This window comes from Ensifer sp., from assembly GCF_035999185.1.
In the GTDB taxonomy this organism is placed as follows: domain Bacteria; phylum Pseudomonadota; class Alphaproteobacteria; order Rhizobiales; family Rhizobiaceae; genus Ensifer.
In genome coordinates, this window is the sequence record NZ_DASYHB010000141.1 from 16,611 (window position 1) to 39,886 (window position 23,276).

General features: G+C 63.1%; 22 protein-coding genes. 11 read left to right on the forward strand and 11 right to left on the reverse strand.

Annotation, left to right across the window (positions count from 1 at the left end; genetic code table 11):
* The first annotated feature begins 140 nt into the window (after nt 1-140).
* From VGO04_RS18465 to VGO04_RS18475, 3 genes are all read left to right on the forward strand, one after another.
* Nucleotides 141-2,369, forward strand: a complete 2,229-nt coding sequence (locus VGO04_RS18465; RefSeq protein WP_327497430.1) for a TonB-dependent hemoglobin/transferrin/lactoferrin family receptor — start codon at nt 141-143, stop codon at nt 2,367-2,369.
* 124 nt (nt 2,370-2,493) lie between these two features.
* The gene (trpLE, locus tag VGO04_RS18470) at nt 2,494-2,538 is read left to right on the forward strand and encodes a trpE operon leader peptide TrpLE (RefSeq protein WP_178385070.1); all 45 of its coding nucleotides are present in this window, start codon (nt 2,494-2,496) and stop codon (nt 2,536-2,538) included.
* 111 nt (nt 2,539-2,649) lie between these two features.
* A complete protein-coding gene (locus VGO04_RS18475; protein WP_327497431.1) occupies nt 2,650-4,839 on the forward strand; it encodes an anthranilate synthase in 2,190 nt (729 codons plus the stop codon).
* A 96-nt stretch (nt 4,840-4,935) separates the two neighbouring features.
* On the opposite strand, the gene VGO04_RS18480 is transcribed toward VGO04_RS18475, so the two are convergent.
* Nucleotides 4,936-5,862, reverse strand: a complete 927-nt coding sequence (locus VGO04_RS18480) for a LysR substrate-binding domain-containing protein (RefSeq protein WP_327497432.1) — start codon at nt 5,860-5,862, stop codon at nt 4,936-4,938.
* A gap of 176 nt (nt 5,863-6,038) precedes the next feature.
* On the opposite strand from VGO04_RS18480, the gene VGO04_RS18485 reads away from it, so the two are divergent.
* From VGO04_RS18485 to queF, 3 genes are all read left to right on the forward strand, one after another.
* Nucleotides 6,039-7,613: an MFS transporter gene (locus VGO04_RS18485; RefSeq protein ID WP_327497433.1), complete on the forward strand. Its 1,575-nt coding sequence runs from the start codon at nt 6,039-6,041 to the stop codon at nt 7,611-7,613.
* A 126-nt stretch (nt 7,614-7,739) separates the two neighbouring features.
* Nucleotides 7,740-8,654: a cation diffusion facilitator family transporter gene (locus VGO04_RS18490; RefSeq protein WP_327497434.1), complete on the forward strand. Its 915-nt coding sequence runs from the start codon at nt 7,740-7,742 to the stop codon at nt 8,652-8,654.
* A gap of 153 nt (nt 8,655-8,807) precedes the next feature.
* Nucleotides 8,808-9,272 (forward strand): preQ(1) synthase, encoded by a 465-nt coding sequence (gene queF, locus VGO04_RS18495; RefSeq protein WP_327497435.1) that lies wholly within the window; start codon nt 8,808-8,810, stop codon nt 9,270-9,272.
* Here the strand turns inward: queF and VGO04_RS18500 are convergent.
* Together VGO04_RS18500 and VGO04_RS18505 are read right to left on the reverse strand one after the other, a co-directional pair.
* Nucleotides 9,269-9,802: a chloramphenicol phosphotransferase CPT family protein gene (locus tag VGO04_RS18500; RefSeq protein WP_327497436.1), complete on the reverse strand. Its 534-nt coding sequence runs from the start codon at nt 9,800-9,802 to the stop codon at nt 9,269-9,271. The two genes, queF and VGO04_RS18500, sit on opposite strands and share 4 nt — an antisense overlap.
* 11 nt (nt 9,803-9,813) lie before the next feature.
* Nucleotides 9,814-10,392 carry a HupE/UreJ family protein gene (locus VGO04_RS18505; protein WP_327497437.1) on the reverse strand — a complete coding sequence of 193 codons (579 nt, stop codon included), beginning with the start codon at nt 10,390-10,392 and terminating at the stop codon, nt 9,814-9,816.
* Between the two features lie 241 nt (nt 10,393-10,633).
* On the opposite strand from VGO04_RS18505, the gene VGO04_RS18510 reads away from it, so the two are divergent.
* Together VGO04_RS18510 and leuA are read left to right on the forward strand one after the other, a co-directional pair.
* The gene (locus VGO04_RS18510) at nt 10,634-11,221 is read left to right on the forward strand and encodes an ATP-dependent Clp protease proteolytic subunit (protein WP_327497438.1); all 588 of its coding nucleotides are present in this window, start codon (nt 10,634-10,636) and stop codon (nt 11,219-11,221) included.
* Nucleotides 11,222-11,674: 453 nt separating this feature from the next.
* Complete coding sequence (gene leuA, locus VGO04_RS18515) at nt 11,675-13,384, forward strand: 2-isopropylmalate synthase (RefSeq protein WP_327497439.1); 1,710 nt, start codon at nt 11,675-11,677, stop codon at nt 13,382-13,384.
* Between the two features lie 76 nt (nt 13,385-13,460).
* On the opposite strand, the gene VGO04_RS18520 is transcribed toward leuA, so the two are convergent.
* Complete coding sequence (locus VGO04_RS18520) at nt 13,461-14,288, reverse strand: anti-sigma factor (protein WP_327497440.1); 828 nt, start codon at nt 14,286-14,288, stop codon at nt 13,461-13,463.
* A 3-nt stretch (nt 14,289-14,291) separates the two neighbouring features.
* Nucleotides 14,292-14,810: an RNA polymerase sigma factor gene (locus VGO04_RS18525; RefSeq protein WP_327497441.1), complete on the reverse strand. Its 519-nt coding sequence runs from the start codon at nt 14,808-14,810 to the stop codon at nt 14,292-14,294.
* Between the two features lie 18 nt (nt 14,811-14,828).
* Between VGO04_RS18525 and VGO04_RS18530 the strand changes: the two genes are divergently transcribed.
* Nucleotides 14,829-16,046: a DUF3313 domain-containing protein gene (locus VGO04_RS18530; protein WP_327497442.1), complete on the forward strand. Its 1,218-nt coding sequence runs from the start codon at nt 14,829-14,831 to the stop codon at nt 16,044-16,046.
* Nucleotides 16,047-16,161: 115 nt separating this feature from the next.
* Here VGO04_RS18530 and VGO04_RS18535 read toward each other — a convergent pair whose 3' ends face one another.
* Nucleotides 16,162-16,713 carry a tetratricopeptide repeat protein gene (locus tag VGO04_RS18535; RefSeq protein ID WP_327497443.1) on the reverse strand — a complete coding sequence of 184 codons (552 nt, stop codon included), beginning with the start codon at nt 16,711-16,713 and terminating at the stop codon, nt 16,162-16,164.
* A gap of 262 nt (nt 16,714-16,975) precedes the next feature.
* The gene (locus VGO04_RS18540) at nt 16,976-17,878 is read right to left on the reverse strand and encodes a metallophosphoesterase (RefSeq protein WP_327497444.1); all 903 of its coding nucleotides are present in this window, start codon (nt 17,876-17,878) and stop codon (nt 16,976-16,978) included.
* Between the two features lie 110 nt (nt 17,879-17,988).
* On the opposite strand from VGO04_RS18540, the gene VGO04_RS18545 reads away from it, so the two are divergent.
* Nucleotides 17,989-18,456, forward strand: a complete 468-nt coding sequence (locus VGO04_RS18545) for an NUDIX domain-containing protein (protein ID WP_327497445.1) — start codon at nt 17,989-17,991, stop codon at nt 18,454-18,456.
* A 38-nt stretch (nt 18,457-18,494) separates the two neighbouring features.
* On the opposite strand, the gene VGO04_RS18550 is transcribed toward VGO04_RS18545, so the two are convergent.
* Nucleotides 18,495-19,472 (reverse strand): glutathione S-transferase family protein, encoded by a 978-nt coding sequence (locus VGO04_RS18550; protein ID WP_327497446.1) that lies wholly within the window; start codon nt 19,470-19,472, stop codon nt 18,495-18,497.
* A gap of 258 nt (nt 19,473-19,730) precedes the next feature.
* On the opposite strand from VGO04_RS18550, the gene VGO04_RS18555 reads away from it, so the two are divergent.
* Entirely contained in the window at nt 19,731-20,276 is a 546-nt protein-coding gene (locus VGO04_RS18555; protein ID WP_327497447.1) for an N-acetyltransferase, read from the forward strand.
* 27 nt (nt 20,277-20,303) lie between these two features.
* Here VGO04_RS18555 and VGO04_RS18560 read toward each other — a convergent pair whose 3' ends face one another.
* Genes VGO04_RS18560 through VGO04_RS18570 form a run of 3 tightly spaced genes read right to left on the reverse strand, consistent with a single transcriptional unit; the run spans nt 20,304 to nt 23,272 of the window.
* Nucleotides 20,304-20,723, reverse strand: a complete 420-nt coding sequence (locus tag VGO04_RS18560; protein WP_327497448.1) for a GNAT family N-acetyltransferase — start codon at nt 20,721-20,723, stop codon at nt 20,304-20,306.
* 9 nt (nt 20,724-20,732) lie between these two features.
* Nucleotides 20,733-21,206: a GNAT family N-acetyltransferase gene (locus VGO04_RS18565; protein WP_327497449.1), complete on the reverse strand. Its 474-nt coding sequence runs from the start codon at nt 21,204-21,206 to the stop codon at nt 20,733-20,735.
* The gene (locus VGO04_RS18570; protein ID WP_327497450.1) at nt 21,203-23,272 is read right to left on the reverse strand and encodes a hypothetical protein; all 2,070 of its coding nucleotides are present in this window, start codon (nt 23,270-23,272) and stop codon (nt 21,203-21,205) included. Before VGO04_RS18570 ends, VGO04_RS18565 begins: the two co-directional genes overlap by 4 nt.
* Between the last annotated feature and the right edge of the window lie 4 nt (nt 23,273-23,276).

Sequence of the window (23,276 nt, forward strand, 5' to 3'; positions counted from 1 at the left end):
TTGACAAGAACACTCATGTTTTTTATGCGGCATAAATGAGGCGACGACATGTCGCAACACACTCGAACCTTCGCCCAGCCAGCCCCTTGAGTTCGCCGCTCAACAGCAAGCCCGGCCCTCGAAACTCAAAGGATTGGTCCATGCTCACCCGGCATCGTCGCCTGGCTCTCCTGGCTTGCGCGGCAGTTACGTTTTCCCCGGTTTCCCACGCCTTCGCACAGAGCGCCAAGCCCGCGCCGACGGCAGAGGCCGGCGCGAACACGACCGTGCTTCAGAAGATCGTCGCCAAGGGCGGTCGCGTAACGACGGCGCCGAAGGGCAGCATTGCCGACACGCCGCTTGCCAGCGAAATCGACGAGAAGACGCTGGAGGAAAAGCAGGTCACCGATCTCGACGATCTCGGCCGCAGCGTCGATGCCGGCATCAATTCCTCGAAGCAGGATTCGGGTATCAACATCCGCGGTCTTTCCGGCCCGCGCATCGTGACGACGATCGACGGCGTTCCGATCCCGTTCCTTTCGAACAGCTCCCGCCAGAGCCCGTTCCAGTCGATCAACGCCAACGGCGGCGGCGATACCTTCGACTTCAACTCGCTCTCCGCCCTCGACGTCGTTCGCGGCGCAGATTCGAGCCGCGGCGGCTCCGGCATGCTCGGCGGTGCGATCGTGCTGCGCACACTTGAACCCGAGGACCTGATCTCCGACGGCAAGGACTGGGGTGCGCTGTTCCGGACCATCTACGACAGCGAAGACGACAGCATTTCCGGTTCGGCTGCCGCCGCCAAGCGTTTCGGCGACACCTCGGTCCTGTTCCAGGGCAGCTATCGCAAGGGCCATGAGCGGGAAAACGAGGGCACGGTCGGCGGCACCGGCGTGGCGCGCACCGAACCCAATCCTGTTGATTTCGACCAGAGCAACCTTCTGTTCAAGCTTCGCCACGAACTCGAGGGCGGCCACCGGATCGGGTTTACGGCGGAAAGCTTCCGTCGCGATGGCGATGCCGACCTGATGACGGAACAGGGTGCGCCGCGCAGCTACAGGATCGGCGACTACGACGGTTTTGAGGATCGCTCGCGCAAGCGCGTTTCGCTCGACTATGATTTCGAGGCAGTTTCCTCGGACGATCTCTTCAGCTTCGCGCGCGCCACACTCTATTGGCAGGAACTCGAGCGCTCGTCCGGGTCGCACGGCCGCACGGTCGCCAACGTTGCCTACGGCCGCGATAACTCCATCAGCAACAAGAGCATCGGCTTCAGCGGCAGTGCTGGCAAGGATTTCGAAGCCGGCGGGTTCGATCACTCCGTTCTGTTCAAGCTCGACGTCCAGCGCTCGGACTGGAACCAGTACACCTGGGCGCTGTGCCCGACGCCGACGACATGCCCGTCGCTCAACAACCAGTCGGAAATCCCGACCGTCAAGAGCACCACCGTCGGCGCGGTCCTGGAAGACCGCATCTCGATGGGCGACAGCGCCTTTGCGTTGACGCCTGGAGTACGCTTCGACTGGTTCGACTATCAGCCGGAGGCCAATGCCGGCTTCCAATCCAACCCCACTTTGCCGCAATTTACGGCACTGCGGGATCGTGACGGCGCCCGGCTTTCGCCCAAGCTGCTTGGAACCTACGACATCACACCGGACACGCAACTGTTCGCGCAATGGTCGATGGCCTACCGTGCACCGACCGTGGATGAGCTCTACAGCCGCTTTTACAACCGCTTTGGCGGCTATGCCCAGCTCGGCAATCCCGACCTGAAGCCCGAGACCGCCAACGGCTTCGAGGTCGGCGCCAACTTCGACACGGGCGATCTGGTCGGTCGCGTGGCAGCGTTCCACAACGTCTACGACAACTTCATCGAGACGAAGACGACCATGGCCGGCGGGATCATGGAGTTCCGCTACGAGAACGTGCAGAAGGCGCGCATCTCGGGCATCGAACTGAGCGCCTTGAAGACCTTCGACAACGGCTTCAACGTTCACGGCTCGATTGCCTATGCCTATGGCAAGAACGAGGATACCGACAAGCGTCTGCGTTCAGTCGCGCCGCTCAAGGCGATCCTCGGTGCCGGCTATAGCCAGGAAACTTTCGGCGTCGATCTCTCGACCACGCTTTCGGCGGCCATGCCCAACGATAACGTAGCGACCACCTTCGACGCACCCGGCTATGGCATTGTCGATCTGACGGGCTGGTGGACGCCGGAAGAGTTCAAGGGGCTTCGCGTTCAGGCGGGCGTCTATAACATCTTCGACAAGAAGTACTTCAACGCGCTCGGGCTTCGCGACCTCAACCTGGCATCCTCAGCCAGCCAGCCGCGCGACTTCTATTCGGAACCGGGCCGTACCTTCAAAATCTCGCTCACGCAGCGTTTCTAAGACCGGCCAGATTAAGATGTTCGAGGCGGCTCTTCGGGGCCGCCTCTTTTTTTGACGCAGGCGTGACGATCCGCGCCGCATTCCCGCTTGCGCGGGGCACCAACCCACGCTAACACTTTGGCCCATGGAAAACGCACGCAACATTTCGATCTGGTGGTGGGCTCGCTGAAGCGGCCTTGACCAGTCATGCGTGATTGAGAGATGAAGCCGCCCGGAGATTTCGAGGCGGCTTTTTTCATATCAGGCCGCTCAAGGACCGGGCTTTTACGGAGCGAGGCGAATGGCAACGGTAATTCTCGAGGACGGCGCGGAGAGCTACACCACAAAGGGTGGTATCGTGGTGACGCGCAGGCGACGCGAAGCTTCCTATCAGGACGCGATCGCGAGCTATGTCGACAAGCTCGACGAGCGCCGTGGCGCGGTGTTCTCCTCCAACTACGAATATCCCGGCCGCTACACGCGTTGGGATACCGCTGTCGTCGACCCGCCGCTCGGCATTTCCTCCTTCGGCCGCTCGCTCTGGATCGAGGCCTATAACGGCCGCGGCGAGGTGCTGCTGTCGATCATCGCCGAACATCTGAAGACGGTCGACGACATCACGCTCGGCGCTTCGACCAGCCGCCGCCTCGACCTGACGATCAACCAGCCGGACCGCGTCTTCACCGAGGAAGAGCGCTCGAAGATGCCGACTGTCTTCAGCGTGCTGCGCGCCGTCACCAACCTCTTCCATTCGGCCGAGGACGCGAGCCTCGGCCTATACGGCGCCTTCGGCTACGATCTCGCGTTCCAGTTCGACGCGATCGAACTGAAGCTCAAGCGCCCGGACGACCAGCGCGACATGGTGTTGTTCCTGCCGGACGAAATCCTGGTCGTCGACCACTATGCCGCCAAGGCCTGGATCGACCGCTACGATTTCGCCAAGGACGGCAGGACGACCGAGGACCAAGTAGAGGATATCGCGCCCGAGCCATTCCGGACCGTCGACAGCATTCCGCCGCATGGTGACCACCGTCCCGGCGAGTATGCCGAGCTCGTGGTCAAGGCCAAGGAGAGCTTCCGTCGCGGCGATCTCTTCGAGGTGGTGCCCGGCCAGAAGTTCTTCGAGCGCTGCGAGAGCAAGCCGTCGGAGATTTCCAACCGGCTGAAGGCGATCAATCCGTCGCCCTATTCCTTCTTCATCAATCTCGGAAATCAGGAATATCTCGTCGGCGCCTCGCCCGAAATGTTCGTTCGCGTGTCGGGCCGCCGCATCGAGACCTGCCCGATCTCGGGCACGATCAAACGCGGTGACGATCCGATCGCCGACAGCGAGCAGATTCTCAAGCTCTTGAATTCCAAGAAGGACGAATCGGAACTCACCATGTGCTCGGACGTCGACCGCAACGACAAGAGCCGCGTCTGCGTACCGGGTTCGGTCAAGGTCATCGGCCGCCGGCAGATCGAGATGTATTCGCGTCTCATTCACACGGTCGACCACATCGAGGGACGCCTGCGCGACGACATGGACGCCTTCGACGGGTTCTTGAGCCACGCCTGGGCGGTAACCGTCACCGGTGCACCGAAACTCTGGGCCATGCGCTTCATAGAGAGCCATGAGAAGAGCCCGCGCGCATGGTATGGTGGCGCCATCGGCATGGTCGGCTTCAACGGCGACATGAACACAGGCCTGACGCTGCGCACCATCCGCATCAAGGACGGCATCGCCGAGGTCAGGGCGGGGGCGACGCTGCTCTACGATTCAATCCCGGAAGAAGAAGAAGCCGAAACTGAACTGAAGGCCTCCGCCATGATCGCAGCCATCCGCGACGCGAAATCCGCCAACAGCGCCAAGGCTGGCCGCGATGTCGCTGCCGTCGGTGCAGGCGTCAACATCCTGCTCGTCGATCACGAGGACAGCTTCGTCCACACGCTGGCAAACTATTTCCGCCAGACGGGCGCCACCGTGACGACGGTGCGCACGCCGGTGGCCGAAGAGATCTTCGATCGCGTCAAGCCGGACCTCGTCGTGCTTTCGCCAGGACCTGGCAATCCGAAAGACTTCGATTGCAAGGCGACGATCAAGAAGGCGCGGGCCCGCGATCTGCCGATCTTCGGCGTTTGCCTCGGTCTGCAGGCGCTGGCCGAAGCCTATGGCGGCGATCTGCGCCAGCTGGCGATCCCGATGCACGGCAAGCCGTCGCGCATCCGTGTGCTCGAGCCGGGCATCGTCTTCTCCGGTCTTGGCAAGGAAGTGACGGTCGGTCGCTATCATTCGATCTTCGCCGATCCGTCGAGCCTGCCCAACGAGTTCATGATCACCGCCGAAAGCGAAGACGGCACGATCATGGGCATCGAGCACACCAAGGAACCGGTGGCGGCGGTGCAGTTCCACCCGGAATCGATCATGACGCTCGGCGGTGACGCCGGCATGCGGATGATCGAGAACGTGGTGGCGCATCTCGCCAAGCGCGCCAAGATCAAGGCCGCCTGAGCATCGCCGCTTTCGGGCGTCGCTGACGCCGGCAAGGTTTGACAAAACTGAAAACCAAGGTGCCGCTCCCGTGATGGGGCGGCACCTTTTTCGTTCCTACCGTGCCGCCTCGACGGCAGGGCTGCGCTCGCAGCGATCGGCAAAGAGGCGTGCGCTCAGGAAATCGACGAACACACGCACCTTTGGCGACAGGTGCCGGTTCGACGGCCAGAGGAGGTGGAACTGTCCGGGCGCGTCGAGATGGGTGTCGAGCACCGTGCGCAGCCGTCCATCGCTGAGCGGCTGGCGGGCGAGAAAATCCGGTAGGCAGCCGATGCCGAGACCGGCGAGGACGGCGCCGCTGAGCGCTTCCATGTTGTTGCTGTAGAGCACCGTCTTGATCTGTGGTCCGGGTCCGCCTGCCGGCATGCTGATCGGCCAATCCTGTAGCTTCCGGCTGTTTGGAAAACGGAAGCGAATGGCGTGGTGCCCGTCGAGGTCGCGCGGGCACTCCGGCGTGCCGTGCCGATCGAGATAGGCGGGGGCGGCGCAGAGCAGAAGCTGGAACGGCCTGAGTGCCCGGGTCATGAGCCGGGAATCCGGCAGAACGCCGCTACGGATGGCGACATCCACTTCCTCGTCGATCAGATCGACGATGCGGTCGTTGAAGTCGAGATCGAGTTCGACTTCGGGATAGCGCCGCACGAACTCCGGCAGCACCGGCAGCAGCAAATGGTAGCTGACGATCGGTACGCTGATGCGCAGCCGGCCGCGCGGAACGGCCACCGCCTCGGCCAATGAGGCTTCGGCATCGTCGAGGTCGTCGAGAATACGGCGGCAGCGCTCGTGAAAGAGGCGTCCCTCCTCGGTCAAGCGGATACTACGCGTCGAGCGCTGCAGCAGGCGTACGCCGAGCTGCTTTTCGAGCGCGGTGACCGCCTTTCCGACCGCGGAGGCGGACAGGCCGAGCACGCGCCCGGCCGCGACGAAACTGCCGAGATCAGCCGTGCGCACGAAGGCGGTCAATCCGCTCAAGCGGTCCATTGCAACCTCCTATTCGAGCGTACTGCTCCAGTATGTCTGTCCAATTGGCACGGTTCTCAGTCAATTATGGCGAAACTATCCTGCATTCGTCAATCGATACCCAAGCGGTGAACGTTCAGCTGCAGGTTTCCCCGCAGGCCTGTTTGGGTATCTCCTTGCTCCAACGGATGGACGATATGAGAGAAAAGGTCAGAAATGGACGCGCGCGGTGGTTCGTGCTCGTTTCGGTTTGCTGCGCGTCGGCCACGATGCCCCTTACCTTCACCGGGCCGGCGGTGGCGTTGCCGGCGATCAGTCGCAGCCTCGGCGCCGATCCGGTCGCGCTCAATTGGGTCACCAATGCCTTCATGCTGACCTTCGGAAGTTCGCTGATGGCCACGGGTGCGGTTGCCGACAGTTTCGGCCGCAAGCGTGTCTTTCTCGGTGGTCTTGCCACCTTCCTGCTGTTCTCGGCTGCTCTGGCATTCGCCGGCAATATCGTCTGGTTCGACGTGTTGCGCGCGCTTCAAGGCATCGGGGCAGCGGCCGCCTTCTCCGGTGGCATGGCCTCACTTGCCCAGGAATTCGAAGAAAACGAGCGACTGAGAGCCTTCAGTCTCGTTGGTGCAAGCTTCGGCGTCGGGCTTGCCTTCGGACCGATTGCATCCGGCCTGATGGTCGAGGCCTTCGGGTGGCCCGCGATCTTCGTGCTTGTCGTCCTCCTGGCTGGCCTGGCTTTGGCGCTCGGCGCGGTTTTCCTTCGAGAGACGCGCGATCCGGACGCCTCCGGCCTCGACTGGAAGGGAGCGGCAAGCTTCACCGCGGCGCTGACCGCACTGACCTTCGGCATCTTGCAGGCGCCGGAAAGCGGTTGGAGCCACCCGATCGTGATCGCCATGCTCGTGGCGTCCGTGCTCTTCTTTCTCGCCTTCTGGCGGATCGAGCGCTCGGTCGCGCGCCCGATGCTGGATCTGACGCTCTTTCGCTATCCGCGCTTCGTCGGAGTGCAATTGCTTGCGGCCGCTCCCGCCTATGGGTTCGTCGTCCTGCTGATCCTGCTTCCAGTGCGTTTCATCGGGATAGAAGGCATGAGTGCGGTCGCCGGAGGTCAAATGATGATCGCCATGTCTGCGCCGCTTCTGATCGTGCCAATTGCTGCCGGCTTTTTGACGCGCTGGTTCACGCCGGCGGCGATCTGCGGCGCGGGTCTGTTGCTCTCGGCGACTGGGCTCTGCTGGCTGGGCCGGTTTCCGGTGGGTTCCGAGCCGGCCATGCTGCTCGCACCTCTGTTGCTGATCGGGCTTGGCATCAGCCTTCCCTGGGGACTGATGGATGGGCTTGCCGTCAGCGTCGTGCCGAAGGAACGGGCAGGGATGGCAACGGGGATCTTCAGTACCACGCGCGTGGCAGGTGAGGGGGTGGCACTCGCAATCGTGACCGCAATTCTTTCGGCGCTGACAGCCTCGAACCTCGGGGGCGAAGCCGGACCGAATGCCGCTGCGATGGCGCAGCGCATCGTGACCGGCAACCTCGCGGACGCTGGGCTATTCGCACCGCAGGCATCGCATGCTGCTCTCCTGCAAGCCTATGGCGATGCGTTCAGTGCCTTGCTTTGGCTGCTGACCGGCATCACGGTGGCGACAGCAGCCGTCGTGACCCTCTTCATCGGTCGGGGCAGCAAGGCCGCCGACGGTGGTGAAGTCGAAGCCGCGCCGTTGGCCCTGGAGGTCATTGCCTGCGCGGAAAGCGGATCAGGCAGAACCAGACTTTGACAAGCGGCGCTTAATCCCGCATATGTTTGCCCAACAGACCGCCTGCGCGAAATTCGCGCGGGCGGTTTTGCGTTTCAATAGGCTTGCGTTTGCAACTCGTTTGCATCTGCATAGGGAATGATCAAAATGACTGCGTCCGACAACCGAACCGTTCTGCGGCTTGCCTTCTGGGGCATTCCGCTGTCTCTGGCCGTGCTGGGGCTGAAGCTTCTCGCCTGGTGGCTCACCGGTTCGGTCGCACTTCTGTCCGATGGTCTCGAGTCCACGGTCAACGTGATCGCGGCAGTCATCGCCTATCTGATGATCGGTTATGCCTCCAAACCGGCCGATGCCGGACACCCCTTCGGTCACCACAAGGCAGAGTATTTTTCGGCCGTCATCGAGGGCGTGCTGATCGTCGTCGCTGCTCTTCTGATCGTCTGGGAAGCGGTGCCTGCGATGATGGCGCCTGTCGTCATGGAGGCGCCGGCATTGGGCCTTGCGATCAATTTCGTGGCCGGCGTCGTCAACGCCATCTGGGCCTATGTGTTGATCACCGCCGGGCGCAAGCATCGCTCGCCGGCGCTGAGCGCCGATGGCCACCATATCCTGTCGGATGTCGTCACCTCTATCGGCGTTCTCATCGGCCTCGTTCTTGCGATCGCCACCGGCTACGCGATCCTCGACCCCTTGCTCGCCGTCATCGTCGCCTGCAACATTCTTTACCAGGGCTGGATGGTGATCTCGCGCTCGATCGACGGTTTGATGGACCGGGCGGTGCCGGCTGAGGAGGAGGAGGCGATCAAACAGGCGATCGCTGCCAACGCCGCCGGCTCGCTAGGGGTGCATGACCTCAAGACCCGCCAGGCCGGTCCGGCGATCTTCGTGGATTTCCACATGGTGGTGCCGGAAGCGATGCCCGTCGGCGACGCGCATGACATCTGCGACCGGATCGAGGATGGGATCCGCGCCGTGCATCCGGGGGCAAAGATTGCGATCCATGTGGAGCCGGAAGGCGAAAAGGCGCACGGTGTGCGCGTCAAGACAACCGCGCGCCATTGAAAACACGAGTGGCGAATAGCGCTTGAACCTGGAGTCGGTTTCCTTCTCAAGGCAGTTCTGATTTAAGAGCCGCAAACGGCGCGGGTCGACAAGCGGTGGGGGGCCCGTCCCGACCGCGCCCACGCGCGGATGTTCTCACGGAGCAACAGGCAAATGAGCAAGACGGACGTATCTGGCCTTTCCCAATTGGGCGCGAAGGTCGACCTGCCGCAAAACCCGGAAGACGCGGTGCTGGAGCGGGTGCCGAGCGGCAACAAGGGCAAGGAATATCTGGTGCGCTTCACGGCGCCGGAATTCACCTCGCTCTGCCCGATGACCGGGCAGCCGGATTTCGCGCATATCGTCATCGACTATGTGCCGGACGAGTGGCTGGTGGAATCGAAGTCGCTGAAGCTGTTCCTGCATTCCTTCCGCAACCACGGCGCCTTCCACGAGGACTGCACGATCGATATCGCCCAGCGGCTGGTGACGTTGCTTTCGCCGCGTTGGCTCAGGATCGGCGCCTATTGGTATCCGCGCGGCGGCATTCCGATCGACGTCTTCTGGCAGACCGGCAAGCCGCCCGAGGGCCTGTGGCTGCCCGATCAGGGCGTGCCGACCTATCGTGGTCGCGGCTAAAGATTCTGCTGCGCCCTGAGTGACTGGCGCGTGAGCCATGCGCCAACGATGCGCGCGGCGACCTGATCGGTCGGGTCGCGCGTGTCCACCTCGAGGTCATAGGCGCAGTAGTCATGCGTCTTCAGGTGAAAGCGGGCTTCGCCGATCGTGCGATCGCCGCGCTCGCGCTCGCGCCGTTCGAGGTCTTCGATCGGCGCATGCACGCCGACCCAGAACACATCGAGATGGGCGGTGCGGTTCCTCAGATCCTCGGCCCAGCTCTGCTCCTCGACGATATGCTCGACGATCAGATCGTTGCCGGCCTCAGCGAAGGCCGCGATCGACCGGTGAAACCCGTCGAAGAACCGGTTGCGCTCGCCGCGCATGCCAGGGTGCATGCCGCGTTTGAGAACGCGAAACCCTGCGTCTGCCAGCTGATCTGACGCGTAATAGCAAAACGGCTCCGGGAGGGTTTCCCGGAGCGCCTTGGCCAGCGTGGATTTCCCGGCACTCGACGTGCCGTTCAGGAGGATAATCCTTCCGTGCTGCATGCTTCGCGATCTCAGCCGAAGATCAGTGCAGCACCGGCGATCGCCGTCGCCCCGCCGAGGATGCGGGCGAGCACGCCACCACCCGAGAGGCGCTGAAGCGCGATGCCGAGGCCGATGCCTGCAGCATGAAGGGCTGCGGTGGCGAAGACGAAGCCGACCGAAAAGGAAAGCGCGCCGGCGCTGCCGAGCTCGCCGCCGTGGGCGTGGCCATGGAAGAGGGCGAAGATGCCGACAATGGCTGCGGACGCTGCGGTGTCGAGGCGAACTGCCATGGCGACGAGCAGGCCAAGTGCCACGACCGAAGCCAGGATCGCGGGCTCGACGAAGGGCATGCCGACACCGGCAACGGCCAGCGCGAAGCCCGCGGCCATCATCGAGACGAAGGCTGTCGGCACGATCCAGAGCGCCCGGCCGCCGATCTGCGCCGCCCAGAGGCCGACGGCGACCATGACGAGGATATGGTCAAGCCCGAAGAGCGGATGCGAGAAGCCGGCGGCAAACGAGCCGTGCTCTTCCGGATTGAGATGGGCGAAGGCGGGTGCGGCGGAAGCCATCAGCACTGTCGCGGCGATCAGGATGCGTCTGTTCATGCATGTCCCCATGGATCGGCAGGGCCTTGGGAGGATGGCCCCGTCCTTTGAGTGTTTGACGCTCACGATCTTATTGGCCTTTGGGCACCTGTCTATACGGCATTTGGCGGTAGGTGTTTTTACCATAAGCGTAGTCGATGTTGCCGCTTGGTCGCCCCCTTGGATTGTTGCATTGTTTTCGCAGGCGAGTCGCATTATCTGACTTTGACTGAAGACTTCATGAGACGCCGGAGAAACACGGATGTACAACAACGACGACGAGGACGACAAGAAGACCGAATTGCCGCTCGGCAAGGAAACGGAGGCGAACCTTTTCAAGTCGCGTTCGATTTTCATCTACGGCACGATCACCCAGGAGCTGGCGCAGAAAGTGTGCTCGCAGCTCGTGGCGCTGGCATCGGCCAGCGATGAGGATATCCGCATCTTCGTCAGCTCACCCGGCGGCCACGTCGAATCAGGCGACAGCATTCACGACATGATCAAGTTCGTGAAGCCGAAGGTCTGGACGATCGGCACCGGCTGGGTCGCTTCCGCCGGCGCGCTGATCTATGTCGGCGTTCCCAAGGAGCGTCGTCTTTGCCTGCCGAACACCCGCTTCCTGCTGCACCAACCGTCGGGCGGCACCCGCGGCATGGCTTCGGACATCGAGATCCAGGCACGCGAAATCATCAAGATGAACGAGCGCCTGAACAAGATCTTCTCCGATGCCACCGGCCAGCCGGTCGAAAAGATCGCCAAGGACACGGATCGCGACTACTGGCTGTCGGCGGAAGAAGCCAAGAGCTACGGTCTGGTATCGCGCATCATCACCTCGGTTTCGGATATCTGAGATCGACTTCCGCCGGAAACGGCGGGCTGATTTGCAAAGGGGGCATCGGCGGTCGCGCCGGTGCCCCTTTTGCTTCGCGCGCCACCGCTTCGATGAGTGCCAAGGCTCATCATGTTTCCTCAAGGGCGTGCCTTGCTCCGTTCCGGCAACCCGTGTATAGGCTTGGGCATGACCAAGGCCGACGCACACCAGATCGCTATGATCTCTGCCGCACACGATGACAATCGTGCGCCGCTGCGCGCCTTCGCATCGCTTCTTCTTCTCGGCCTTACTCGCGGTTGCCGGGTTCGCTGAGGAGCGCCCGGCGGCCGAAAGCCACGCCGGCGGATGCTCCTCGACCCCATCAAGAGTTTTAGATAAAGGCGCGTCCCACGCGGCATTTGCCATCGCAATCCGGTCTCCGATCGGCTAAGGCAATGCGGCCAGAGCGCTCAGTGATGAAGAGAAGCTGCAATGATCCAGAAATCCCATCCCGTTAAGATTGGCATGCCGGAAGCGGCGGTGAAGTATCAGCCTTACCCGCAGATCGCGCTGACCGACCGCACCTGGCCGTCGAAGCAGATCACCAAGGCGCCGATCTGGTGCTCGGTCGACCTGCGTGACGGCAACCAGTCGCTGGTCGACCCGATGGGCCACGATCGCAAGGCCCGCATGTTCCAGCTGTTGCTCGACATGGGCTTCAAGGAGATCGAGATCGGCTTCCCCTCGGCCTCGCAGACCGACTTCGATTTTGCCCGCTGGTGCATCGAAGAAGGCAATGTCGCCAAGGACGTGTCGCTGCAGGTGCTGGTGCAGTGCCGGCCCGAGCTGATCACCCGCACCTTTGAAGCGCTGGAAGGCGCCCACCAGCCGATCGTGCATTTCTACAATTCCACCAGTGAACTGCAGCGCCGCGTGGTCTTTTCCAAGGACGTCGCCGGCATCAAGCAGATCGCCACCGATGCCGCCAAGATGATCACCGACATGGCGGCGAAAGCCGGCGGCGGCTACCGCTTCGAATACTCGCCGGAGAGCTTTACCGGCACCGAGCTCGAAGTGGCGCTGGAGATCTGCAACGCTGTCACCGAGATCGTCAAGCCGACGCCGGACAACAAGCTGATCCTGAACCTGCCGTCGACCGTCGAGATGGCGACGCCGAACATCTATGCCGACCAGATCGAGTGGATGTGTCGCAACCTCGACAACCGCGAGAGCCTGATCATCTCGCTGCACCCGCACAACGACCGCGGCACCGGCATTGCCGCCACCGAGCTCGGCCTGATGGCCGGCGCCGACCGCGTCGAAGGCACCCTGTTCGGCAATGGCGAGCGCACCGGCAACGTCGACGTGGTGACGCTGGCGCTGAACATGTTCACGCAGGGCGTCGACCCGCAGCTCGACTGCTCGGACATCGAGCGGATCAAGGAAGTCTACGAATATTCCAACCAGATGGTCATTCCGGAGCGCCACCCTTACGTCGGCGAACTGGTCTACACCGCCTTCTCCGGCTCGCACCAGGACGCGATCAACAAGGGCATGAAGGCGATCAAGGTGGCCAACAAGCCGCTCTGGGAAGTGCCGTACCTGCCGATCGACCCGCGCGACGTCGGCCGCTCCTACGAGGCGATCATCCGCATCAACTCGCAGTCGGGCAAGGGTGGCATCGCCTACATCCTGCAGGAAGACTATGGCATCAACCTGCCGCGCAACCTGCAGGTCGAGTTCCGCGAGGACATCCAGCGCATCACCGATGAGGAAGGCAAGGAACTTCCCTCCAAGCGCATCCACGAGCGCTTCATCGAGCGCTACGTCGAGCAGCCGGGCGCGCGCATCAAGTTCGTCGATCACCACACCTATCCGGTTGGTGAGCACAAGGGCGTGCGCGTGGTGGCGGCCGAGATCACCGACAACGGCGAGGTCAAGCGCATCGAAGGCAAGGGCACCGGCCCGATCGACGGCTTCATCAACGCGCTGTCGATCTATCTGGGTGTCGATCTCTCGGTTGCCGACTATTCCGAGCACTCGCTGCAGCACGGCTCGAACGCGGCGGCGATCGCCTATGTCGAGATGGAGCATCCCGGCGGCAAGCTGTTCGGCGCCGGCATCAACACCAACATCGTTGCCGCCTCGCTCGAGGCCATCGTTTCAGCCGCCAACCGTGTGCTGGAGATGAAGCGCGGCTGACGCGCTTTATCGGTCACGAAACAAAGCCGCGTCGGGCAAGCCCGGCGCGGCTTTTTTGTGTTTGGAGTTGGAGGTCTCAGATCGCCGCGGCGGCAGTCTCGGCAATATCCTGCATTCCGACATGGGCGGACGGACCGACGAGCACGAAGGACGCGCCCCCGCGCTGCCAGGTTACCATGCCAAGATCGTCGCGGATGCTTTCGTCGAACTCGCTCGATTGTGGGGCGGTGGTATTCTTGAGGAAACAGATGGCGAAGATTTCGCCTTCGGTGCTCCGGTAGACGAGTTGCGCCACGGGTTTGCCGTTGGCCACCAGCAACCGGGCGCCTTCGAAGGTCAGGCCCTTGCCGCCGAGCTGCGGGACCTTGAAGGAGACGCCGACGCTTGTGGCAAGCCAGGTTTCGATCTTCGGTCCCTCTGAGGCCGGAACCTCGACCAGATGTTCCTTCTGGCGCGAATAGATGCGGTGATAATCGGCGATGTCGTCGAGCCAGCCGCGCGCTGCCGCCACATTGGTCGGCTCGGCCACGTTGTTCGCAGTGCCGACGATGAAGCCGGCAGCGCCGCCGAGCAGCATGAGGGCCACCGATGCTGCAAGCGCCCGTGGCCAGACGCGCGCATGCCGCACCGTCGCCGTTGCCGTCGCCACGCGCTCGGTCTTCGGATTGATGCCGGATCCCTGCTTGATCTGGCGGACCAGAGCGAGCGGCACGGGGTCGTGCAGGAAATCCTCAAAGGCCGTATCGCCGAAGCTGCTGCCGGCCTTCAGTCTTTCGAAAAGCGCCTTGGCATCTTCGTCGCGGGAAAGAAGAGCTTCGAGTTCGCTTCGTTCTGCATCGCCGATCTCGCCGTCGATATAGGCGGAGAGGCGAACTTCGAGTGCATGACCCTTTGTCTGTTGCAACGGTCAGGCCCTCCTTTCGGTATTCTCGGAAATCATGGCCGCGAGCCTCAGGCGCGCGGTCGACAGTCTGCTCATGACAGTGCCGATCGGGATGCCCAGGATGTCGGCCGTCTCGCGGTAGCTATGCCCTTCGACGTTCACCAGCAGGAACACGGCTGCCAAACCCTCTGGCATCGACAGGATCATCTTCTGCAATTGGTTGGCGTAGACGGCCTTTTCAGCCGAAGCCTCGATGCTGAGCTCGTCGTGGCCGAGCGCATCGACCGTGCCGCTGCCGGTTCTAACCTTGCGCTTGCGGATTTCGTCGACCCAGAGATTGCGTGTCATGGCGTAGACCCAGCTTTCCAGCCGGCCCTCGCCATTCCAGAGGTGACTGCGCGTGATCGCGCGCTCGCAGGCTTCCTGGACGAGGTCGTCGGCATCATTGGCGTTGCGCGTCAACGTCATGGCGAAACGACGCAATTTGGGCAGGAGACTGACCAAGTCGCGCCTGAAGTCCTTCGTTTCTGCCGCTGGACGCATTGCTTTTCCAAATGAAACGTGCCGGAACGTGCGTTTATTCGCCGTGCGGGGCACGGGCTGGATGTTATGAAACATTTACGCCTTAGTCTGCAAGGGAAGTGCTGGAACGGAAAGCAAATTCTGCTGCTTCATGGCGTCTTTTCCCAAAAAGCTTTTTGTTCGGCAGCGCCCGTTAACCATGGGTTTGTTACCGTAAACTGCGATGTTACGTCGACATCGCGTCAAAGTTCGGCCCGAATCTCGCCTGACCTCGTTGCACAACTGCAGGTCGCTACCGGGGATCCGTCGATGAACAATCAAGATCGTAATGGCAGAATGAACATAGCCTGGCTCAGGGGCAACGGTGCTGAACGAACGCGCGTCCGTGCCGCCGCCGCGGTCATCCGTATCGGCGCCATGGTTCCCGTGCTCGCGGGGCTTGCGGCATGCCAGAGCGCCCAGCTCAGCGAAACCGGATCGCTGTCGTCGTACAAGGATTTCGTTGCCAGTGACGGGCTGGTGACCAAGACGAAGTACCGGGTGGATTCCGCTTCGCTGAAAACCGTCAAGACGGTGCATGTGATCCCGACGACCTTTGCGACCAACGCCAGCCTCGACAAGCTCGGAGAGCCGCAGAAGAAGCTGGTGGCAACCGCGATCGACCGGAAGCTGTGCGAGGCGCTGAGCGCGAACTACGATATCGTGCCGGTATCGAAACCGGCGGATATGGCGGTGCGCTCGGTGGTCAGCAACATCAAGGCGACGAACGCCGTCGTCGCCGGTGTGTCGACGGTCACCACGGCCGTCTCACCTGTTCCGGTACCGCGCATCCCGATCGGGCTTGGCAGCCTCGCGATGGAGGCGGAGGCCTTTGACGCGAAGGGCTCGCAAATCGCCGGGCTGACCTGGGCGAGGGGGGCCAACATCCTGACCAACGGTTCGCGCGCGTCGACGGCGGCCGATGCCTTCGAGCTTTCGGCGGATTTCGCCGAGGATTTCGGCGCTTTGCTGGAAAAATCAGGCGACCCGATGAAATCCGATTTCGAGATGCCGTCGATGAAGAACGTCTCCAACAGCGTCGCCTATGCGGTCACCGGCAAGCCCACCGATCCCGATTGCGCCGTTTTCGGCAAGGGGTCCGGCCTTGGCGGCATCGCGGGTGGCGCGCTCGGTCTGCCGCCTGAATGGTCGGAGAAGAAGAATGCAACCACCCCGATCGCAAGCGGTGCGACCGCGGGCGCGGCCAAGAAAAGCTAGCTTCCTGGAGCTGCCCCCCTTCGAGGGGGTGGTGGCGGCACGAGGGGCGCTCTCGCGCCCGGCACGGTGCCTCAGATCGAGGCGGCGCTTGGCGCCGCCCGTTCTTGAACTTCAGTCAGTATTGGCGCACGCCGCCGAGTGACTGCAGCAAGGCGCGATAGGCCCAGGTGTTCTCGCCGCCGCGGTCGCGGATTTCGACGAGTTGCACGCGGGCTTCTTCGATATGCCCCTGTTCGATCAGCGCCTGGCCCATGTAGGAGCGGGCAAGGATGTAGTTCTCGTCGGCCTGGAGCGCGCGTTTGTAGTACTGCATGCCGAGTTCCATCCGGCCGGCCTTGCGGTTTGAGTAGCCGAGATAGTTGAGCACGCGGGCACTCTTCTGGTCCTTGACGGCGCCGAGCACCTTGATCGAATTTTCGTACTGGCCGGCATAGGCAAGTTCGCGTGCAGCCTCAAACAGGATGTCGTCGCTGAGATCGCTCTTCTTGGCATTGACGCAGGCGCTCTTCTTCGCGTCCCAGACCTTGCCGTTGGTGCATTCGCTGGTGGTCTTGGTTTTCTTCGGCGGTTCGCTGGTGTCCTCGCCGGCCGCCATGACGGTCTGCGCCATGAAAGTGGCCGCGCCCGCGACGAGCAGCGCACTTAGAAAGTTCTTGCCGTTCATCATGCCATCTCCCATTCCTCGCACGCGAAGGTGCATGCGTTGTTTCAAATCGTTCGCCTGTCTGCCTCGCCTAATAACGAAAGGCAGCGGACGCCGCTCATCGACACCTCGAACAAGGGCAACAAGTGACATGCGCACCCGGCAGCATGCGGCTGCGCATGAATAGGACGCATGAAAGCCGAAATTTATTCGCCGGGCGATGAATTTTCTGCGGAGGGCGAACGCTGGAGCACTCTGCGTTGACATGAACGCATGAGGGAACGCGCTAGAAGCGCGTGGTTTCGGCCAGCGACACCGTGGTTGCATCGTCATTCAGCGCATAGCGTTCGCGCGTCAGGTGCCAGTTGCCGGGTTCGCCGGCCACCGTGAACAGGTTGTAGGCGGCGGGCGGCTTGTGTCCGCCCGGTCCCTGCGAGGCGGACGCAATGCCGACCACCGGGACGGGGGCGTGCTGGCCCTTGATCGAGTAGACGGTGTTGAGGTGCGTGTGGCCGTGGATCACGAGTTCCGCGCCGCCCGACGAGATGGTTGCGGCGAAGCGGCGGATGCCGATCATGCGCTTGTGCATCGAGGTCGCGCCGCGGATGGGCGGATGGTGGATCATGACGACGCGGAAGAGGCCCGCTTCGCCGGCCTGGCGCAGCAGATTGACGGTCGCGCGTGCCTGCCGCTGGCCGAAATAGCCGCTGGCCGCGAAAGGCGGTGTCGCGACGGCCGTCGAGCAGCCGATCAGCGCCACCGGCCCGCGCACCCGCATATAGGGAAAGCAGTGGTGCCGGTCGTGCCAGTGGCCCGGTGCGTGGTCGCCACGCATATAGGGGTACCAGGCACGGGTGGTCTTCTCGTAGGCGCCCGGCACATAGGCGTCGTGGTTACCGGGCACGATGGAGATGTTTTCAGGCTCGCCCGCATCCTCCAGCCATTCGGTCACGGCGGTGATTTCGCGAGACGAGGCAAGGTTCACAAGATCGCCTGTGATCGCCAGATGGTCGGGATCCCGCTTCTCGATATCGGCAAGCAGGGTGTCGAGCGTGCCGGTAAAGAGATGCCGGCTGCGGTTGCGATGCCAGTTGACGAAACCGGTGATGCGCTTGGACGCAAGCTCCCTGAGCGACAGTTCGGGCAGTGGCCCGAGATGGACATCGGAGATATGGGCAAGTTTGAACATCGCCCCCGTCTAGCGCATATTCCGGCCGAGGGGAATCAGGTCGTCCGACGAATCGCGCGGCCGACAGGCATGGAAGGACAAAACGCCTGGTTGACGATCGCCCACCGGAGATGCGGCGCTGGTATCTCCGGCTGCTGATGCGGCTTGCGCATGGCTACTACGCGGTTGCGCGCGGCATGACGATGGGCGTGCGTGCCGCCTGTTTCGACGCTGAGGGCCGCGTTTTTCTGGTGCGCCACTCGTATCTCCCCGGCTGGCATCTGCCGGGCGGCGGGCTCGATCGCGACGAGGCCGCACTCGACGGGCTTTTGAGGGAACTGCGCGAGGAGGGGAACCTCGAGGCAACGGCGCCACCCGTCCTTGTCCAGGTCTACTACAACCGGCGCACGAGCCGCCGTGACCATGTCGTCTTCTACCGCTGCGACGGTGTCAGGCAGACCGCGCCGAAAACAGCCGATCTGGAAATCGCAGAAAGCGGTTTCTTCGCGCTCGACGCCCTGCCGCAGGATACCACGCCGGCAACGCGCCGCCGGCTAGCGGAACTAGCCGGCGGCATGACCGTCGATCGCTACTGGTAAGCTTGGACGTTCACGGCTTCGCTAAGCAAGACAATGGGTTAGTGCATCTCGCGCCCATGCGGAGCCGAAAGATCGAGCACCGGGCCGACGGGCACGACGCCGGTCGGGTTGATGGTGGTGTGGCTGCGGTAGTAGTGCTCCTTTATGTGGCGCATGTCGACCGTCTCGGCCACGCCCGGCACCTGGTAAAGCTCGCGCAGATAACCCTGAAGGTTCGGGTAGTCGGCGATCCGGCGGATGTTGCACTTGAAGTGGCCGACATAAACGGGGTCGAAGCGCACCAGCGTGGTGAACAGCCGCCAGTCGGCCTCGGTGAGGCGGTTTCCTGTCAGGTAGCGGTGCGTCGCCAGCCGCTCTTCAAGTTGGTCGAGGCGGGCAAAGAGTGCCTTGACGCTTTCTTCGTAGGCGCCCTGCGTGGTGGCAAAGCCCGCCTTGTAGACGCCATTGTTGACGTCGTTGTAGACATCGGTGTTCGTCGCATCGATCTCGGCGCGCAGGTCTTCCGGGTAGAAGTCGAGCGTCGAGCCGGTGAGGCCGTCGAAGGCGGAATTGAACATCCGGATGATTTCGGAGGATTCATTCGAGACGATGGTGTTCTGATGCTTGTCCCAGAGGACGGGGACTGTCACCCGGCCGGAGTAATTGGCATCGGCGCGCGTGTAGACTTGCCAGAGCGCCTTCGATCCGAAGAGGTGATCGCCGGTGCCGATGCCGTCTTCCTTGAATTCCCAGCCCTGGGCCAGCATCAGCGGATCGACGACCGAAACGGAAATGATGTCCTCGAGCTTCTTCAGCTTGCGGAAGATCAAGGTGCGGTGAGCCCAGGGACAGGCGAGCGAGACATAGAGATGGTAGCGGCCTGCCTCCGCCTTGAAGCCGCCTTCGCCGCTTGGACCTGCCGATCCGTCTGCGGTCACCCAATTGCGGAACTGTGACGCACTGCGCTTGAAGTGGCCGTTTGTTGCCACCGTGTCGTACCAGACGTCCTGCCAGACGCCGTCAACCAACCTGCCCATCGGACGATCTCCTTCGTGTTCGTTGCTCTCATAGATAGCGTTTCCGACGGCGTCCGATAGATGGCGAAATCAGAACAGTGCGTTTTAGGCTTTGACAGAGGGCAATTTTCTGCTATCGGCGTTGCCACGACTTTTTTCGTGTTGGAAGAAACCACACTGATGATGATCTCGGGAAACCTGCGACGACGCTGATGCTGCCAACGCCCCCTTCGGGCGAAGCCATCCCTATGTCTGTCTGCATGCCTGGTTTCCGATCCCATGAAAAAGCACGATCTCGTCTACCTGACTGAAGACGCGTCCCATGACGCCGCCATCGAAATCATCAACGAAGAAGCCTTTGGTCCCGGCCGGTTTGCCCGGGCTGCGGCGCGGATCCGCGAGCAGGGCCCGCACGACCGGTCGCTGTCCTTCATTTGCGCCGACAACGGCGAGACCATCGCTTCGGTCAGGATGACGCCTGTGATGGCAGGTTCGATCAAGGGCCATCTGCTTGGGCCGCTGGCCGTGCGGCCTTCCCACAAGAACATGGGTATCGGCCGGGAGCTCGTGCGCATCGCCGTCGAGGCAGCCCGGCGGCAGGGTTCGCAGGCGGTGATCCTCGTTGGCGATCCGCCCTATTACCAGCCGCTTGGCTTTGAGAAGGTGCGCTACGGCGCGCTCGAGTTTCCGGGGCCGGTCGATCCGGCGCGGGTGCTGGTCGTGCCGATGGCCGAAGGCGTACATGCCGGGCTCGTCGGCGTCATCGGGTGGCGGGACGACGAAGAGGCGACTGTCGACCTCATCGAGCTGCCACTTGCGGTCTGAAACGGTTTCGGGCAAGCGCCCGAGTGATCAGTCGACGAGCGACTTCTTGAGAAAGACCCGCGTGCGGCCGATCGGAAAATCGGGCAATTCCCCGAACGCTGCATAGCCCTGGCGCTCATAGGCGCGCCGGGCCTGCGGGTTGAAGGTGTCGATCCAGGCGCTATGGCAGCCGCGGCGTCGCGCCTCATCTTCTGCTGCCTGAAGCAGCTTGCCGGCGAGGCCCTGGCCGCGCAAATCCTCCGGCAGCCACAGCCATTGCACGAAGAGCCAGCCCCAGCCGGTGTAACCGCTGATGCCGCCGCGTTGCCCTTTCGCCTCGGGGCCGCCGACGAGCACGGCAAGCGGCCGCCGCTCCGACGGGCCGACGTCGGCGGCATTGAAGGCAGCCAGGCCGTTGCCGATCGCTTCCAAGGCCTCGGGCGGAGGCGCATCCGTTATCTCGAACATTGCGAGCCCTCAGGTTCGACGCATGCTGAAGACGTCAAGGCGGTCCTCGCCGACATCCGTTTCGTCCAGCCGCCAACCGAGGCGCTCGTAGAAGGCGCGTTTGCCGGGAAGGGCGCAAAGGTGCACGGCCTTTGCCCCGGTGCGCAAAGCCGCGCGGGCGGCCTTCAGCACGATGTCGCCGCCGATACCTGACCCCCGAAACGGTGGATCGACCCAGACCGCCGCCACCCAGGGCGTCAGATCCGGCCGCTCCTCGAGGTCGGAGGCAATCACCGAGGCGGTGCCGACGAAGCGATCGCCGTCGTGAGCCACGAGGCAAAGCGCTTCGGCATCGTGCGCCAGGCTTTCCTCAAGCAGGCCAGAGATGTGGTCCAGCGGAAACCCCTGCGGTTCCCACCAGGCACGCCAGATGCGGTCGGCGACGTCATCGAAAAAGTGCGGCGCGTCTCGAAGATCGCTGACGGTAATGGTGTGATTGTTCATCGGCCTTCGCGATACCAGGTGGCGGAGATGAGGAAGAGCAGGGCGGCCAGACCGAGCAGCCCGGTAAAGAGCGGCACGGAATTGATGCCCTTCAGCACGGTTTCGTCGGTCATGCGGATCGACAGCCGCTGGTCGTCGGCCGAGCGCAGCGAACCCCGGACGGGCAGCACCGTCGGCAGATCGAGCGGACCGTCGGCGCTTGCGAGCCGCCGCACGAGACCCTTGGTCTTCTCGGCCCAGGGGCGCAACGTATCTTCGGTCGAGATCGCCGCCTTGAATTCCGGGGCATTGGGATCGCCGACATGGGCAAGGGCGGTCAGTTCGCCGTTCGCCATCTCGAACAACCCGGTTTCGCTGGTGGCGAGTTCGGCGGTGTAGAGACCCGGCTGGCGCTCGGTCAGCCTGACCTCCTGCTTTTCCCCGGAAGGCGAGACGACCGAGACCGGTCCCGGATCGCCGTCGATCGTCTGGCGGGTGATTTCCAGCGTCCGGCCGCGGGCGCGCGCTGTCAGCGCTTCCTCTTCCAGCGAGGGCTCCTGCATCAGCCAGTGGGCGGTGCGCCGATAGAGCGAGACATGCGGGCCACCGCCTTCGAAGCCGCGGGCCCACAGCCAGCCCTGATCGGACAAGAGCATGGCGACACGGCCCTTGCCGACGCGATTGAGCACGAGGAGCGGCTTGCCGTCGGCGGCCTCCATCACGGTATGTCCCTGCGGCCGGTCGACATCGACCGTGCGGAACCAGCGGCCCCATTGCGGCGGCTCGCTGCCGGAGCCTTCGAGGCCGCGGGTCACCGGATGTTTCTTTCCCTCTTCCGACAGGCGCGGAAAGAAGGCCTTTTCGTTCATCACGCCGGTTGGGGCGGCCGGAAGCACGGCCGAGAGCGGCGTTGCCGCAATCGAATCGTCGCCGGCGTGCTCGGGGCCGGCGGCGATCAGAAGCGCGCCGCCGTTTTCCACATATTGCGCGATGTTGTCGTAGTAGAGGATCGGCAGGAGGCCGCGATGCTGGTAGCGGTCGAGGATGATGAGATCGAACTCGTTGATCTTGTCGACGAACAGCTCGCGCGTCGGGAAGGCGATCAGCGACAGTTCGTTGATCGGCGTGCCGTCCTGCTTTTCCTGCGGACGCAGAATGGTGAAGTGCACGAGGTCGACGGCCGCGTCGGACTTCAAAAGGTTGCGCCAGGCCCGCTCGCCGGCATGCGGTTCGCCGGAGACCAGCAGCACCCGGAGATTTTCGCGGATGCCGTCGAGCACGTGAACGGCGCGGTTGTTGGCCGTGGTCACTTCGCCTGGAACGGCGTCCACGGCAAATTCAAGCACATTGTTGCCGCCGCGCGGCACATTGAAGCTGAAGGGTACGTCGGTGCCGGGTTCGGCCCGCTCACGCGCAATCTCGTTGCCGTTGAGGCGGATCGTTACCTCGGCCGTTCCGCCGGGGGCTGCACCATCGTCAACGACCCTGAACGAGAGCTTCTGCTCTTCGCCGACGATGCCGAAGCGCGGTGGATTGACGAGCTCGACGCGCCGGTCGAATTCATCGGGCTTGCCGGTGATCAGCCCGTGGACCGGGGCGTCGAAACCGAGCGCGCGGCCGATCTCGGGCACGTCGTGGATCTGGCCGTCGGTGACGAAGATGGCGCCGCCGATGCGGGCCGGCGGGACGTCCGAGAGCGCGGTCGCGAGCGAGATGAAGAGGTTCGTTGACGGAGAGACGCTCGCCGGGTCGGTCTTGGCCTCGACGATGCGCGGCTCGATCAGCGGGATTGCCGCCAGCCGCGCCTTTAGGCCCTCGACCGCCCGATCGGTCTGTTCGGTTCGCTCGCCATTCTGCTGGCTCTGGCTGCGGTCGACGACGATTGCGACGATCGTTGACAACGGGTCACGCAACTCGACGAAAATGGAAGGGTTGGCAATCGCAAGGGCAAGTGCTGCGAGCGCAGCCAGGCGCAACCAGGCGCCCCTTATCTTCCGCCAGAGGCCAAAGCCGATGAACAGTGCCGCGATCACCACCAGCGGCACAAAGAACATCAATGGGAGCAGCGGTGCAAAACCATAGGTCATCGCT